Genomic DNA, 15,080 nt, shown 5'->3' on the forward strand with positions numbered 1-15,080 from the left:
GCTGACCAAGCCACGACCTCGATGAAAGGCCGCAGCAAGATCGAAACCCAGGTAGGTAAAGCCCGACTCTACACCGAGGATATGACGCTGCTGCCTTCCTCAACCCAGCGCGCGATGTCGACGCGGATCCGCTTCTTGTCGAGCTTGCCGACACTGGTCTTGGGAATATCCTCAACCACTGCGATCTGCTGGGGAATGGCCCATTTGTTGATCTGGCCCTGCTCCACTGCGGGCTCGAGGAATGCCTGCAGCGCTCGCGCATCCAGCTGTTTGCTGTCGCACAGCACCACCAGAGCAAAGGGTCGCTCGCCCCAGCGCTCATCCGGCACGCCCACCACCGCGACGTCGCGCACCGCCTCGTGGCGGCTGATGAGGCCTTCTAGGGCCAGGGAAGATACCCACTCTCCACCCGTCTTGATTACATCCTTGATACGGTCACGAATGTCGATATTGCCCATTTCATCAAGGGTGGCGACGTCACCGGTATGCAACCAACCACCGGCCCACAGCTCTTCACTTTTCTCCGGATTGCCCGCGTAGCCCTGCGTAAGCCAGGGAGCACGAAGCACCAGTTCGCCCTGGGACGTGCCATCGGCAGGTAGAAAGCTGCCGTCAGGTGCCTGGATTGCCGCATCGACCAATACCACCGGAATCCCGGCTTTAAGGCGATACCTGATCTGCTCATCCTCGCTGGCGTTACGCAGCTCGTCGTTGATGTGAGCCCCGGAAATCAAGGGGCAGGTTTCCGACATTCCGTAGGCAGCCACCAACTGCATGCCACACGCCCGTGCCGATTCATATAGGCCGCGCGTAAGTGCACTGCCGCCTATGGTGATCTTCCAGCCGTTGAAGTCCGTACCCTGCGCCGCCTTGGCTTTGAGCAGCATCTGCACGATGGTCGGCACGCAGTGGGAAAAGGTTACTTTTTCGCGGCGCCACAGCTCGATCAGCAGTTCAGGATCGTAACGGCCCGGATAGACCTGCTTGAGGCCCAGCATCGTCGCCACATAAGGCAAGCCCCAGGCATGTACGTGGAACATCGGCGTGATCGGCATGTAGACGTCGCCCGCCGCCATCAGTTGGGGATTTTCGCGGCAGCCAACCGTTACCGCGCTGGCCAGGGTATGCAAGACCAATTGGCGATGCGTGAAGTAGACCCCCTTGGGGTCGCCGGTGGTGCCAGTGGTATAGAAGGTGGTCGCCACCGAGTTTTCATCGAAATCGGGAAATTCGTACGTCGCCTTTGCGGCCGCCAGCAAGCTCTCGTACTCACCGATGCAGTTCGGCACGTCGCACTGCTTGTCATCGGCATCAGTGATCAGCAGTGTCTTGTCGACCGTGGTCAGCTGCCCGACTATGGCTTGGTACAGCGGCGCAAACTCGCTGTTGACGAGGACGACGCGATCCTCGGCATGATTCATGGTGTATAGGATCTGCTCAGGTGATAGCCGCACGTTGATGGTATGCACCACTGCACCGATCATCGGAATCGCAAACATGCATTCCAGGTAGCGATGGCTGTCCCAGTCCATCACCGCCACGGTATCGCCCGCCTTCACCCCGGCGTCTGTCAGCACATTGGCAAGACGCGCAATGCGCTCGCCTAGGGTGCGGTAGTCGAAACGCAGCTGATCGCGATAGACGATTTCGCGAGTGCGCTCGTAGCGCTGCCCCGACAACAGCAAGCTCTTGATCAACAGGGGGTACTGGTAGGCATTTGCGGCGGGTTTGATCACTCGTGTCTGCAGCATAGGGCTTCCTGTTATTGATGTTATTAGACGCACGCTAAACGTTGAAGCGGCCACTGGTGCGGCGCTCGGCCGTACCGCTCACGGCGCGGCCAACCGGTACCGCAGTTGTTCAGGCTGCAAGGCATGACGATGCAACGCCAGCCAGACAGGCACCTCAACCGATCTCGCTGGCCGCCAACCGAACACCAAGGCCGATCAACACCGCGCCGGTGACGCGATCAAACCAGTGCCCCATGCGGGCAAACCCAGCGCGCACGCGCTCACGGCTGAACAGCCAGGCCACCAGGCAGAACCACACGCCGGTCGCGCCTGCCAGATATAACCCATAGGCCGCCTGAACGGCGAGCGGGGTATGGGGGTCGATAACCACGGTGAATAGAGACAAAAAAAACAAAGTCGCCTTGGGATTCAGGCCATTGGTGATGAAACCAACGGTAAAAGCGCGTCGTGGGCTAATCGCAACACTGCACGCGGATGATGCAAGGTTGTCCACCGCGACGGGCTTGGCGCGCAGAGCCTGAAAACCCAGATAGAACAGGTAACCTGCCGCTAACCATTTGAAAAGGTTGAATAACATGATCGACTGCGAGACGATCAAACCAATGCCTAACAGTGAATAGCCCACGTGCAGCAAGATACCGCTGCCGAGACCGATGGCCGTCCAGCTGCCGCTGCGCTGACCGCGGGCGACGCTTTCGCGCACGACCACTGCAAAGTCAGGCCCGGGACTGGCGACAGCGAGCAAGTGAACCAGCGCCACAGTGAAAAACTCCATCCAGTACATCTAGCGACTCCGTTATTTCCGGGGCGGGACGTCCGCCCGCTGATTCATACGAGTAAAGTCCATGAGCAAGTACCGCGCTGTATTCCTTGATCTATCACCGCTCGACCAGGGCGATCTTGACCTAGCCCCGTTGCAGTCCGCCTTTGCTGAGCTGACTTGCCATAAGGAGACCAGCGAAACGCAAATCGTCGACCGACTGCAAGGCGTGGAAGTTGCCATCGTCAACAAGGTCACCTTGAGCGATGCCACGCTGGCCGCCTGCCCGGATCTGAAATTGATTCTGGTCGCCGCCACCGGCATCAACAACATCGACCTGGCCGCAGCCAAACAGCGCGGCATCACCGTCTGCAACTGCCAGGCTTACGGCACGGCTACCGTGGCCCAACACACGCTAATGCTACTGCTCGCACTGGCCACGCGACTACCCGATTATCAAGCCGCCGTGGCCCGCGGCCGCTGGCAGGAAAGCGGACAGTTCTGCCTGCTGGATTTCCCCATCGTCGAGCTGGCGGGCAAGACGCTCGGCGTGCTCGGCCACGGTGAGCTGGGCGGCGCCGTAGCCAAGCTCGCCGAGGCGCTGGGCATGCGTGTGCTGACCGGCAATCTGCCCGGGCGCCCGGCTCGTTCGGACCGACTGGAACTGGACGAGTTGCTGCCGCAGATTGATGCCCTGACCCTGCATTGCCCCCTCACCGAGCAAACACGCAACCTCATCGGTGCGCGCGAACTGCAACTGATGAAACCCGCGGCGTTCGTCATCAATACCGCTCGCGGCGGCCTGATCGACGAGCAGGCGCTGGCCGACACCCTGCGAAGCGGTCATCTGGGCGGCGCTGCCACCGATGTGCTGATCAGCGAGCCCCCCAGCAACGACAACCCGCTGCTGGCTGCAGACGTGCCACGCCTCATCGTGACGCCCCATAGCGCCTGGGGCAGCCGCGAAGCCAGGCAACGCACCGTCGGCCAGCTCTGTGAGAACGCCGAGGCATTCTTTGCTGGCGCCCCCAAGCGTCAGGTCGGCTGACGCTTCTGCAGCCGGGGACAAGGCTGGTAAGCTCGCCAGCTTTTGTTCGGAGGCAACATGGATCCGCGAAGCGAAGTACTGCTGCGCCAGACCGAACTGTTCAGCGGTGACCTGCTGCTTGCCGGGCTGCCCGCAGACGACCTGCTCGGCCAACTGTCTGGAGCCATCGGCTGGAGCTGGCACGCCGGGACGCAGCAGAGACTGCAGGCGCGTTTCGCCGAGCGTTGCACATTCGGTATCGAGCCGCCCACCGCCTCCTTCGACAGCGCCGTTCTGTTTCTACCCAAGTCACGTGAACTGACGGATTACCTGCTGAGCGCACTGGCCGCCAGATTGCCGGGCCGCCTGCTGTATCTGGTGGGCGAGAAGCGTGCCGGCGTGGAGCGAGCCGCGAAACAACTGGCCCCTTTAGGCGAAGCGAAAAAACTCGACAGCGCCCGGCATTGCCAGCTCTGGCAGGTCAGGATCACAAAGAGCCCACCGGCTCCAGGATTACAGACCCTGGCTCAGCACTTCGAGCTCCCACTCGCGGACGGCCCACTACAGATCGTCAGCCTGCCTGGCGTGTTCAGCCATGGCCGCCTTGATCGCGGTACCGCACTGCTGCTGGAGCAGCTCGATGGGCTGCCAGCTGGCCGACTGCTGGATTTCGGCTGCGGCGCGGGCATCATTGGGGCTTCGCTGAAAAGACGGTATCCGGACAGTGAAGTGGTACTGCTCGACGTCGACGCCTTTGCAGTCGAAAGCAGCCGCATGACCCTCGCTGCCAATGGTTTACAGGCTCAGGTGATTGCTGGCGACGGCATCGATGCCGCCCCGCAAGACTGCTCTGCCATCATCAGCAACCCACCGTTTCATCAGGGCGTCCACACACACTACGAGGCCAGCGAAACGTTGCTGCAACGCGCGGCCAATCACCTCCGGCCGGGTGGCGAGCTACGACTGGTTGCCAATGCGTTTCTCAAGTACCCCCCCCTGATCGAAACCCATCTGGGTCGCTGCGAAACGCTGATCAGCACGGACGGCTTTCGCATCTACCGCGCCCAGCTTCCCTGATCCGGTAACGTCCCGACTTGCGCAACGCGCCACGCTTGGGCAAACTCGCGCCCGTCCTGGGGGAGTAGTCTCCGGCAAGCGCGCTGCTTGCCTGGCATGCGTCAACATACTTGGTCCACAGACCATGGTGCATGCGACCCGCGCGGCCTGTCTCGGCAGCCAGCGCTCGGTTTGACAAGACCCATGACACGTACACCTGACCCGGGGCGGGCAGGCGGTGCGTGTCATGGTGATTAGTCGACCCGCCCCCGCAAGGAAGTCCGTTGGAATCGTTCTACATCCCCACCCTGATCGTCGCACTCGCTGAGATTGGCGACAAAACGCAATTGCTCGCCCTTTTGCTGGCCGCGCGCTACCGACGTCCAATGCCCATCATCTGGGGCATTGTCGTGGCCACGCTGGCCAATCATGCTGCTGCAGGCGCCATCGGCAATTGGGTTTCGTCCCTGGTCTCGCCTGCCCTTCTCAGCTGGATACTGGCCGCATCCTTCGCCGCCGTTGCCCTGTGGACGCTGGTGCCAGACAAGCTGGAGGAAGAGGAAGCTTCGCGCGGTCGACGCTTCGGCCCTTTCGTGGCGACGCTGATCGCTTTTTTCCTTGCCGAAATGGGCGACAAGACACAGGTGGCTACCGTCATGCTTGCCGCTCAGTATCCTGACTTCATCCTGGTGATCATTGGCACGACCCTTGGCATGCTGATCGCCAATGTGCCGGTGGTGCTGGCCGGCAATTTTGCCGCCGACCGCATGCCACTTACGCTGATTCGCCGAATCGCCGCCGTCGGTTTCGCCGGTTTGGCGCTGTACGCCGTCTATCAGGCCTTGAGCTTGAGCGGCATGCTTCCAGTCTGATACCCAGCGCAAATTGCCTCGCCACGGGTGCTGTTAGAGTGCGTGTTCACCGCATTCTGGCGGCACTTGAGGGGAGCAGGCGGCATGTCACCGGAGGAACGAAAACGGCGGGTTCGGCAGCATATCGACCTGAGCTGGATCAAGGGTCGGCTGGCATTGGCTGAACAGCTGCAGAGCCGTTACTTCAGCTACAAAAGCTCGTTCATCTCACAGCCGGTCAACAGTGCCGGTTTCGGCCTGATCGTAAGGGAGATCCGCCAGGCCATTCCGGATCTGGAAGTCGCGGTAGATGAATGCCTCAGCGAAGGCAACCGCGTGGTGACCTCCAGCACCCTGTTTGGCACCTTGGAGAAACCCGTATTCGGCGTCGCACCCAGCGGGAAGATTCTCACCGTCGCCGCGATGTCGATCTGGACGCTCAATCCGAGCGGCGACATCGAGGAAATCAGTACCCTTTTTGACCTGGAAAGCGCCCGTAGCCAGCTAGGCCTGGAAAGCCCTCTCCCAATCAAGCTACCGCCGACCTGAGAGCGCCGGCGGCATCTGCATCAGCGGCCCTTTTTATACAGTGGCATCACCTTTGGAATGTTCTCCTGCAGCGCCTGAGTACGGCTGCCTGAGGAGGGATGGGTGCTCATGAATTCCGGCGGAGCGGAACCGCCAGCCGCGGCCATCTTCTGCCACAGACTGACCGCTGCGCTCGGGTTGTACCCGGCCCGCGCGGCCAGCTCCAGACCGATCAGGTCAGCCTCGTTCTCATTGCTGCGGCTGTTGGGCAGCGTCATCAGATACTGCACCCCCATGTTGGCCAGCTGCAGGCTGCCATCACCAATCCCGACCGCCGAGCCAATCTGAGTGGCCATCTGCACACCGTACGCCTTGGACATGGCCTCGCGACCGTGCTCACGCAGCGCATGGGCAATCTCGTGGCCCATGACCGCGGCAATCTCATCATCGGTCAGGTTCAGCTTCTCAATCAGTCCGGTGTAGAAGATGATCTTTCCGCCCGGGCCGGCATTGGCGTTCAGCTCGGGGCTGTCGATGACGTTCACGTCCCAGTCCCACTCCGCCGCATCAGGCCGGAAAGCCTTGACCTCGGCGATCAGCCTGCTGGCGATCCGGTTGACCCGCTGAGCCACCGGTGAGTTGTTTTCGAGCACACCTTTGCTCTTCGCTTGGGACACCGTCTGTTGATAGGACTGCGCATACATCTGATTGACCTGCTCGGTCGATAGCATGCTGAACATGTATTGCTTGCGGTCGACGCCAACGGCACCGCTGCTGGTCGTGTTGACGGCCTGACAACCGGCCAGCGTGGCGGCCGCCAGAAAGAGGCTGATTGAATGCGGCTTGAACATGTCGCGTCTCCCGTGAATTCTGCGCCGTATGCTAGAGGGTGCCAGCGCACCGGGCAACAGGCCCGCAACCCACCGCTTCAGCGCCGACCTGATAGCGCCTTGACTCCTCTTTCGAGGATTACTGCCAATGCCTAGTTTACTGGCGTCAGGCACTCCGGCGCGTCCAGCTTGGGATCATTGACGAAGGTTGCCAAGGGTCGCTCGCGCAACGCCGGTTGTGGCGCAGCCAGCAGCAGCTGCAGCGTTTCCAGCGGGGTCTGGGGATCGAGCCATGCGGTCATGCCAGCCTGATCCAGCAACAGTGGTCGCCGTTGGTTTGAGGCTGGCCGCGTCACGACGGCCGCACTGAGGTAACTGTGACCTTCGACCGGATACGCCTCCCAGACCGCGGCGAAGTACATCAGCGAGTCTTCCGCCGTCATCCAATAGGGTCGCTTGCGTGCCGTGCCTCGCCACTCATAGAAACCATTCGCTGGCAGGACGCCCCGACGCAGACGAAAGGCGTCGCGAAACATTGGCTGCTCAGCCAGCGTTTCCGCCCGCGCCTGGGCCGGCGTGCGAGTGAAGTCGCTCAACCACGCCGGGGTCAAGCCCCATCGCACGCGACTCAACTGCAGCGCTTCGTCCACCTGCCGCAGCAGAAGCACCGAAGCGCCAGGCGCCAGGCTCCAGTGCGGCTGCTGATCAGACGGGAAGCCGGGCAGCGCAGCAAAAGCGGCATTCCAGCGAAACAGGGCATAGCGGCCACACATGTAGAAAAACTCGAAGGGAAAAGGGGCCAGCGGCCAGGGGCAATGCCTTCACTCTGAGGCATCAGCAGATGAGCTCCCCCGGATAACTTTCCGGTTCGTCGCCGGGCAGCGGTTCGGCGACATTGTACTCAGCGATCAACTGCCGCGCGCGCTCGGCCTCATCATCGGCGACCATCAACCCGAGCAGACCGGCAACAGGCAGCTCGCCTACAGCTCCGATAAGATGCCGGCCATTCAGGTAGACCTCGATGCCTTCGGCGTCCAACATGCCACGCAGCATTTCCGCTTCGAGCAGATCACGCGGCTCGTATACCCGCTGCATCTATTCATCCTCCCGCCGTACGTCGAGCTGCCAATCGCTACCATCGGTACGCAGATCGAACACGATCGGCCTGCAGCAGACTGAGCAGTCTTCGATGTACTGCTGATCGCCACCACTCAGATCGAGTAGCGCCTCCACCACCTCGCCACAATACGGGCATTGATAGTCCTGTGATTCCAGCATCAGCGTCTCCTGCGTGACTTGCCGCTATAATCGCCGTCCGGAGTCTGTTGAGATGCCCCGGTGCGCACTTGTGGCGGACCCGACCGGTGCCACGCGGCATCATCCGAACCCGCGCAGTCATCGTGTCCAAACCTCCACAGACCTAACTTTGACCCTTGAGCGATTGGGTTATTCAGTAGTTACCCTTACAGAGATCATGATGGACGAATTCGAAGCCATCCGACCCTACGCCGATGCTGAAGTCCCCGCCGTCATGGCACGGCTGTTCGCCGACCGGGAATTTCTCGACATACTGGCGCATTTCCGCTTTCCGCGGCTGGCCGGCCCCATGGGCTGGATGCTCAAACCACTTATAGCGCAACGACTGCGGCGTGAGTTCGCCACTATTCACTCGATCGACACACTGCAGGCGCGGATCGAGATGTACCTCGACCGAACCATCGAGCGCGCCACCGATGGCATTACCTATTCCGGCCTGGAAAAATTGCGGCCGGGCTGTGCCTATCTGTTCATCGCCAATCACCGCGACATCGTGATGGACCCCGCTTTCGTCAACTATGCGGTGTTCCAGGCCAAGATGCGCACGCCGCGCATCGCCATTGGCGACAATCTGCTGCAGCGGCCTTTTGTCAGCGATCTGATGCGACTCAACAAGAGCTTCATCGTACGCCGATCGGTCACCGGGCGACGCGAAAAGCTCGCGGCTTATCAGCTGCTTTCCGCCTACATCAACCACTCGATCCGCAACGATGGTGAGTCGATCTGGATTGCCCAGGCCGAAGGGCGGGCAAAAGACGGCGATGACCGTACCGATTCGGCCATTTTGAAAATGCTGCACATGAGCCGCAAGGACGAGCCCTTTGCCGAAGCATTGGCGACCCTGCGGCCGACGCCAGTGTCGATCAGCTATGAGTACGACCCCTGCGATCAGGCCAAGGCGCGAGAGCTCTATATACGTGCCAGCACCGGCAGCTACACCAAGGCCCCGGGCGAGGATGACACCAGCATCGCCCTCGGCATCACCGGCTACAAAGGTCGGGTGCATGTCAGCTTCGGCACGCCCATCAGCGAAGTTCCGGAGGATGCCAAGCAGCTGGCAGCCGAAATCGACCGACAGATCCTGGGTGACTACCGTCTGTTTCCGGTGAATTTCCTGGCCCACCGGATGTGGGAGGATCGTGACGAGGCGCTGGCGATACCCGAGCTCAGCGAACTGTTCAGCCAAGCGGAAATCGAACGAGCCGAGGCCGAATGGGGCAAGCGCCTCGCGGCCTGCCCAAGCGTGCAGCAGCCCTTTCTCATCCAGCAATACGCCATGCCGGTGCGTAATCAGTACCGCTTGAAAGCTGGCTTGAGCCTCTAGGGCTCCGCGCTTACGCGACAGGCCGTCAGGTCAGTCGCGTAAGCGAAGAAAGCAGGCAGGCCAGTCCCAGACTGCTGAAACCAAAGCCATAGAAAAACCGGTCGAGACGCCGGGTTGCAGCCACGGCACCCTGGTCAACAGACGAGAGGCGAGAATCCGCAAGCGACGTCGCGGCGTTCGACAACTGCCGACGCCAGCGTGTCGCCAGCAACAGCCAGGCACCCCCGAGCGCGATCAGCAAGGCCAGCGAGTTGACCAGCGGCGCGACCCGCGCCAGCGTCGAGTAATCGAATTCGAGCAACACCCGTCATCTCCGTTGGGGCTTGGACATACAGGCCTGAGCGGCCCGAAGTGGGGCAGCGGAGTCTACCGAAACGGCGTTGCCGACTCAGCCACTTTCCGACAGAACGGAACACAACCAAGCGATGGCAATTTGCCGGGTATTTGCGCCATTTATGCAGATAGGTGCCGTCTCGATTGTTGACTTATAGTCCCTTCCAGCTTCACCCTCATCTCGCCTCGAACAACCGAAATAGAGCGTGCGCCTGGCTTGAGCAACCAGACGGGACTGCCGCGGGATCGGGCAAATGGCAACTTGTGATCACTGCGTCTCTGACGTCAGTACCGGACCTTCGTCCCGCCACCTCCTTTGTGGAAGTCGCCATCTGCAAGCGCCGCGCTTACGGCATCGCTTGCAGCGAATCAGTTACCGAGAATCAACAGGACCAAACAATGAACAAGAACAGGTTTAAGACGGGGGCCCTTACACTCTCTTTGCTAGCAAGCGCTGTGCTGGCAAGCGGAGCCATGGCTGCAGTATCCGAATCCGAAGCGGCCAAGCTGGGTAACAGCCTAACGCCGATGGGGGCCGAGAAAGCCGGCAACGCGGCCGGCACCATTCCCGCCTGGACCGGCGGCTTGGCAACCGACGCAGCGGCCGTCGGCGAAGATGGGTTCGTCAGTGATCCTTACCCGAACGACAAGCCGAAGTTCACCATCACCGCGCAGAACTTCGAGCAGTACAAAGACAACCTGAGCCCTGGCCAGATCGCCATGCTCAAGCGCTACCCAGAGACCTATCGCCTTCCGGTGTTTGAAACCCATCGCAGCGCAGCCGTGCCTCAGCGGATCTATGACGCTGCGCAGAAGAACGCGACCCAGACCAAGCTGGTCCGCGGCGGCAACGGGCTGGAAGATTTCGACACTGCAGTTGCCTTTCCGATTCCTCAGGACGGCCTGGAAGTGATCTGGAACCACATCACTCGCTATCGGGGTGGCTCGGCCCGCCGCACCGTGGCGCAGGCCACTCCCCAGGTGAACGGTAGCTACAGCCTGGTCAAGTTCGTCGACGAAGTCGTCTACACCGATACCCTGACTGACTACAACGCCGAGAAGCACGGCAACGTACTGTTCTACTTCAAACAGCAGGTGACCGAGCCTTCACGCCTGGCCGGCAACGTGCTGCTGGTGCACGAGACTCTGGACCAGGTGAAAGAGCCGCGCATGGCATGGATCTACAACGCTGGTCAGCGCCGTGTGCGCCGCGCCCCACAGGTCGCCTATGACGGCCCGGGCACTGCCGCCGACGGCCTGCGCACCTCCGACAACCTGGACATGTTCAATGGCGCACCGGACCGCTACGACTGGAAGCTGGTGGGCAAAAAGGAGATGTACATCCCCTATAACGCCTACCGTCTGGACTCACCGAAGCTCAAGTACGACGACATCATCAAGGCCGGTCACATCAATCAGGATCTGACCCGCTACGAACTGCACCGCGTATGGGAAGTCGAGGCAACGCTGAAGCCCGGCGAGCGTCACATCTATGCCAAGCGCACCTTCTTCATCGACGAAGATACCTGGCAGGCCGCCGTGATCGACCATTACGATGGCCGTAATACGCTGTGGCGCCTGGCCGAGGCGCATGCCGAGTACATCTACAACGACCAAGTTCCGCTGTATGCCATGGAAACGTTGTACGACCTGGTCTCCGGTCGCTACCTGGTGATGGGCATGAAGAACGAGGAAAAGAACCCCTACGTTTACAACTACAAGGCTAACTCCAACCAGTACACCCCAGCCGCGCTGCGTAATTCCGGCGTACGCTAAGCCACACCGCTAAGACAAACGCCCCGACATGTCGGGGCGTTTTTTTTTGCACTTACATAAGCGCAATGGCTGGTATGGGTCAGCTGCGTCGGCGTCTGCTATCGCGCAGACGCGAACACGCATCGGGCATCGCGCTGGGCTCGTTCCTTGCTCCGCTTACTGCATGAGGGGCAGTGCCCCTTAAGCCCTTCACTGAAGAGCCCTGTGCCACGCTTAAAAACAAAAACCCCGCCAAAAAGGCGGGGTTCTGATCACTCGCTGGCAACCGCCTGGGCTAGTTGCAGCTCACTGCGCCAGCACCTGACCGATGTTCTGATCGCGGAACGTGCGGGTCAGCGCATCGCTCAGCACATCGGTTACCAGCTTGGTGTTGGTCTGCTCATTGGGAGCCATGCCGAAACGCTGGTTCAGAGAAGCGCCATAGCGACCGGTGTAACGGCGACCGCCGTTCTGTACTTCTACCCGGAACGTAGCGCCAATCGTCGCTTCGGTGACATACAGCCCTTCCTTTGGCGACTGATACTTCAGCTCGGCCAGGGTCAAGGTCAGCTGCGGTGCGTTGTAGGCGTTGGCCGAGGGCGTGAAGCCCAGCAGGCGGACCGCTGCTTCAGCCTGAGCCTGCAGTTTTGGAACGACCTTTTCTTTCGGCACGATCACGGCACTGGTTTCCGGATACAAGCCGCCACGGGTACCCAGGGTTGCCGAGGGGCGACCGTCGACTACACGCACCACTACCGGTTGCCCTTGACCGACCGGGTTGATGGTGTCGGTGAGCTTCGGGTTTGGATCGAGTTGTTGGGGGCTGTGGGCGCAGCCGGCAAGCGCCAGTGCTGACGCGGCGGCGAGACTGAACAACAGGCGTTTCAGCATGCTGCTTACTCCAGGTTAGGGATGAATGGCGCGCAGTATAACCAGCACCGCAACCGCCTGACAGTGACGCGCTAAAGACCGCCTGCGGACCGGCCGCGTTCCATTCATCCAACCGTAACGTCGGGGTGCGATAACAGCGCGAAGTCCAACGAGCGCCCGCTCATGTCCTTATTCAAAACCCTGTTTCGACAACGTCCACTGCGTCACTATGCCCTGCTGGACGAACAGGATCGCTGCCGCATGCTGCTGACTGCCAAAGAGCGCCCTCATGGTGAGCGCTGGGTCGAGATAGCAGAAATTCGTCTCAACTGGATCGGCAAGCCGTTGCCTAGAACCGGCCTTCAGCCAAACTGCGCACCCAGTCGACAGGCATAAAAAAGCCGCGCTGGCCTGACGGGCAGCGCGGCTTGCTTACATGGCGTCGTGGTGGCTAATCGGCCAACCCCAGATGCTTGTCGACTTTCGAGACAACTTCGCGATACACCGCCGCATCGGCCTCGAGAACCTTTTCCCGCGCGGGGAAAATCTCGGCGAGTTTGCTGCTCCAGGCTTCGCTCTTGGCCTGCTCCGGGAAGCAGCGCTCGATCAGGTCGAGCATGATCGACACGGTGACCGAGGCACCCGGCGAGGCGCCCAACAGTGCGGCGATCGAACCGTCCTTGGCCGACACCAACTCGGTGCCGAACTGCAGGATGCCGCCCTTCTTCGGGTCCTTCTTGATGATCTGCACCCGCTGGCCTGCCACTTCCAGGCGCCAGTCTTCGGCCTTGGCCTCAGGATAGAAGCCGCGCAGCGTCTCCAGGCGGTCATCCATAGACTGCCGGACTTCCTTGATCAGATAGCGGGTCAGGTCCATGTTGTCGCGCGCGACAGCCAACATCGGCTTCAGGTTACCTGGGCGGATCGACAGGGGCAGATCAAGCGGCGAGCCATGCTTGAGGAACTTGGTGGTAAAGCCGGCGTAGGGCCCGAACAGCAGCGATTTCTTGCCGTCCACGACACGTGTATCCAGATGCGGGACAGACATCGGCGGTGCGCCTACCGCAGCCAGACTGTAAACCTTGGCCTGGTGCTGCTTGACGATTTCCGGATTGTCGCAGCGCAGCCACTGACCGCTGACAGGGAAGCCGCCGTAGCCCTTGCCCTCTTCGATATCGGACATCTGCAGCAGCGGTAGCGCTGCACCGCCAGCACCGAGGAAAACGAAGCCGGCTTTTATTTCCCGATGACTGCCGTCACGGGTGTTTTTGATCTCAACCCGCCAGCCATCGCCGTCGCGAGCCAGGCCGGTGACCTTCTGGAAGTAGGACATCGTCACGCCGGGCTTGGCCGCCAGGTACTGCAACATCTGCCGGGTCAGCTCACCGAAGTTGACGTCGGTGCCATTCATCGCGCGAGTCGCGGCGATTGGCTCATCCAGCGGACGGCCCGGCATCATCAGCGGCATCCACTCTTCCATGGTCGAGCGATCTTCGCTGTAGACCATGTCTTCAAAGGCGTGATGGGTCTTCAACGCATTGAAGCGGCGCTTGAGGTAATCGATATTTTTCGTGCCGCGGACGAAGCTCAGATGCGGTACTGCATTGAGGAAGTCGCGTGGGCTGCCGAAGCCTTCACGGCCGGTCAGGTAGGCCCAGAACTGTTTCGAAACTTCGAACTGGGTATTGATGGTGACGGCTTTCTTGATGTCGATCGAGCCGTCTTTGCTGTCCGGCGTGTAGTTCAACTCACAGAGCCCGGCATGACCGGTGCCGGCATTGTTCCAGGGATTCGAGCTTTCAACGGCCCCGGATTCCTGTAGTTCGACAATCTCCAGCCTGATGTTAGGATCGAGTTCCTTGAGCAGTACTGCCAGAGTCGCACTCATGATGCCAGCTCCCACCAGCACCAAATCCACGGCTTCGCTATCGTGTTGCGTCATTAACGCGTTCTCCAGAATCACAGCATTAAACTGTCACGACCGCAGTACGCGATCGCGTAGAACCACCAGCCTGGCGGCTAGAAACGGAGGAGGTTTCTATACCGCTGCTCGGGCTTGTGCCCGAAGGCAGGAACTCGAAAGCACCTACCCGCTGTCGGGAGAGCGGCTTTTGGCCTCCTCCCTCTCGCGCCTCTGCTTCCCGGAGCGGGGCGACAAGCCAGGGCTCTACGGGATGCGTGCAGCGAGAAAATCTATTGCGGCTGCCGATTGCTCAGCCAGGTCATGCTTGAAGCTCGACGGTTACAGACGAACTCAGCCGCGCGCGGCCTTGATCAGCTCGATATAGGGCTCGGCCTGGCGCTGATCCGCGATCAAGGCAACGAAGTCTTGCCCATTGGCATCCTTCGCATTCAGGTTGTATCCCGCTTCGACAAAGAATCCGAGAAAACGCTCGAAATCATCGACGCGCAAACCGCGATAAGCCTTGATCAGCTTGTGCAACGAAGGCGGTGTGTCGTCAGCCGGTTCCGGCTCGAGAAACAATTTGATCGACTCGTCGCTGACTTCCTCGCCGATCACCTTCTTCTTGTCTTTACGCATGGTTTCTCCGGTTCGACGGGGCCTTTCGGGGGCGGCAGTTTACTCTGCGCGCACGACGCACTCAACGCGCCAAAGGCCGATAAGACCAAGGTCGTACTCGAAAATCCGCGATTTGACCCCGATGTTGCACTCCTAC

At 60.7% G+C, this 15,080-nt stretch carries 17 protein-coding genes and 1 riboswitch; of the genes, 7 read left to right on the forward strand and 10 right to left on the reverse strand.

What is annotated here, in order from left to right; translation table 11 throughout:
• Positions 1-68: 68 nt before the first annotated feature.
• Positions 69-1,751: a fatty acid--CoA ligase gene (locus AAGW23_RS06065; RefSeq protein WP_342405424.1), complete on the reverse strand. Its 1,683-nt coding sequence runs from the start codon at positions 1,749-1,751 to the stop codon at positions 69-71.
• Between the two features lie 154 nt (positions 1,752-1,905).
• Complete coding sequence (locus AAGW23_RS06070; protein WP_342405425.1) at positions 1,906-2,535, reverse strand: LysE family translocator; 630 nt, start codon at positions 2,533-2,535, stop codon at positions 1,906-1,908.
• Between the two features lie 61 nt (positions 2,536-2,596).
• Between AAGW23_RS06070 and AAGW23_RS06075 the strand changes: the two genes are divergently transcribed.
• The 4 genes from AAGW23_RS06075 (at position 2,597) to AAGW23_RS06090 (ending at position 5,994) form a co-directional block, all read left to right on the forward strand.
• Entirely contained in the window at positions 2,597-3,559 is a 963-nt protein-coding gene (locus tag AAGW23_RS06075) for a 2-hydroxyacid dehydrogenase (RefSeq protein WP_342405426.1), read from the forward strand.
• Positions 3,560-3,616: 57 nt separating this feature from the next.
• A complete protein-coding gene (locus AAGW23_RS06080) occupies positions 3,617-4,615 on the forward strand; it encodes a class I SAM-dependent methyltransferase (protein WP_342405427.1) in 999 nt (332 codons plus the stop codon).
• Positions 4,616-4,662: 47 nt separating this feature from the next.
• Positions 4,663-4,781: riboswitch (yybP-ykoY riboswitch) on the forward strand.
• 97 nt (positions 4,782-4,878) lie between these two features.
• Positions 4,879-5,466, forward strand: coding sequence for a TMEM165/GDT1 family protein (locus AAGW23_RS06085; protein ID WP_342405428.1), 588 nt, complete (start codon positions 4,879-4,881; stop codon positions 5,464-5,466).
• A gap of 84 nt (positions 5,467-5,550) precedes the next feature.
• Positions 5,551-5,994 carry an ester cyclase gene (locus tag AAGW23_RS06090; protein WP_319297322.1) on the forward strand — a complete coding sequence of 148 codons (444 nt, stop codon included), beginning with the start codon at positions 5,551-5,553 and terminating at the stop codon, positions 5,992-5,994.
• 20 nt (positions 5,995-6,014) lie between these two features.
• Here the strand turns inward: AAGW23_RS06090 and AAGW23_RS06095 are convergent, their stop codons facing one another.
• The 4 genes from AAGW23_RS06095 to AAGW23_RS06110 all read right to left on the reverse strand — a co-directional run bounded on the left by AAGW23_RS06095 (position 6,015) and on the right by AAGW23_RS06110 (position 8,081).
• On the reverse strand, positions 6,015-6,824 hold the full coding sequence (locus tag AAGW23_RS06095; RefSeq protein WP_342405429.1) for a M48 family metallopeptidase: 810 nt from the start codon (positions 6,822-6,824) through the stop codon (positions 6,015-6,017).
• A 131-nt stretch (positions 6,825-6,955) separates the two neighbouring features.
• Complete coding sequence (locus AAGW23_RS06100) at positions 6,956-7,576, reverse strand: SOS response-associated peptidase (protein ID WP_342405430.1); 621 nt, start codon at positions 7,574-7,576, stop codon at positions 6,956-6,958.
• 61 nt (positions 7,577-7,637) lie between these two features.
• Positions 7,638-7,898, reverse strand: a complete 261-nt coding sequence (locus AAGW23_RS06105; protein WP_102835635.1) for a DUF2007 domain-containing protein — start codon at positions 7,896-7,898, stop codon at positions 7,638-7,640.
• Positions 7,899-8,081, reverse strand: coding sequence for a CPXCG motif-containing cysteine-rich protein (locus tag AAGW23_RS06110; RefSeq protein ID WP_148926719.1), 183 nt, complete (start codon positions 8,079-8,081; stop codon positions 7,899-7,901).
• Positions 8,082-8,277: 196 nt separating this feature from the next.
• Here AAGW23_RS06110 and AAGW23_RS06115 point away from each other — a divergent pair, with 196 nt between their 5' ends.
• Positions 8,278-9,444 carry a 1-acyl-sn-glycerol-3-phosphate acyltransferase gene (locus AAGW23_RS06115; protein WP_342405431.1) on the forward strand — a complete coding sequence of 389 codons (1,167 nt, stop codon included), beginning with the start codon at positions 8,278-8,280 and terminating at the stop codon, positions 9,442-9,444.
• Between the two features lie 25 nt (positions 9,445-9,469).
• Here AAGW23_RS06115 and AAGW23_RS06120 read toward each other — a convergent pair whose 3' ends face one another.
• Positions 9,470-9,748, reverse strand: coding sequence for a hypothetical protein (locus AAGW23_RS06120; protein WP_342405432.1), 279 nt, complete (start codon positions 9,746-9,748; stop codon positions 9,470-9,472).
• A 428-nt stretch (positions 9,749-10,176) separates the two neighbouring features.
• Between AAGW23_RS06120 and AAGW23_RS06125 the strand changes: the two genes are divergently transcribed.
• Positions 10,177-11,553: a DUF1329 domain-containing protein gene (locus AAGW23_RS06125; protein WP_342405433.1), complete on the forward strand. Its 1,377-nt coding sequence runs from the start codon at positions 10,177-10,179 to the stop codon at positions 11,551-11,553.
• A 285-nt stretch (positions 11,554-11,838) separates the two neighbouring features.
• Here AAGW23_RS06125 and AAGW23_RS06130 read toward each other — a convergent pair whose 3' ends face one another.
• Complete coding sequence (locus AAGW23_RS06130) at positions 11,839-12,423, reverse strand: YajG family lipoprotein (protein ID WP_148926723.1); 585 nt, start codon at positions 12,421-12,423, stop codon at positions 11,839-11,841.
• Between the two features lie 162 nt (positions 12,424-12,585).
• On the opposite strand from AAGW23_RS06130, the gene AAGW23_RS06135 reads away from it, so the two are divergent.
• On the forward strand, positions 12,586-12,798 hold the full coding sequence (locus AAGW23_RS06135; protein WP_342405434.1) for a hypothetical protein: 213 nt from the start codon (positions 12,586-12,588) through the stop codon (positions 12,796-12,798).
• A gap of 55 nt (positions 12,799-12,853) precedes the next feature.
• Here the strand turns inward: AAGW23_RS06135 and mqo are convergent, their stop codons facing one another.
• Positions 12,854-14,365, reverse strand: coding sequence for a malate dehydrogenase (quinone) (gene mqo, locus AAGW23_RS06140; RefSeq protein ID WP_342405435.1), 1,512 nt, complete (start codon positions 14,363-14,365; stop codon positions 12,854-12,856).
• 291 nt (positions 14,366-14,656) lie between these two features.
• Positions 14,657-14,944: a PA4642 family protein gene (locus AAGW23_RS06145; protein ID WP_342405436.1), complete on the reverse strand. Its 288-nt coding sequence runs from the start codon at positions 14,942-14,944 to the stop codon at positions 14,657-14,659.
• Between the last annotated feature and the right edge of the window lie 136 nt (positions 14,945-15,080).

It is taken from the genome of Stutzerimonas chloritidismutans (assembly GCF_038562055.1).
Taxonomy (GTDB): domain Bacteria; phylum Pseudomonadota; class Gammaproteobacteria; order Pseudomonadales; family Pseudomonadaceae; genus Stutzerimonas; species Stutzerimonas chloritidismutans_A.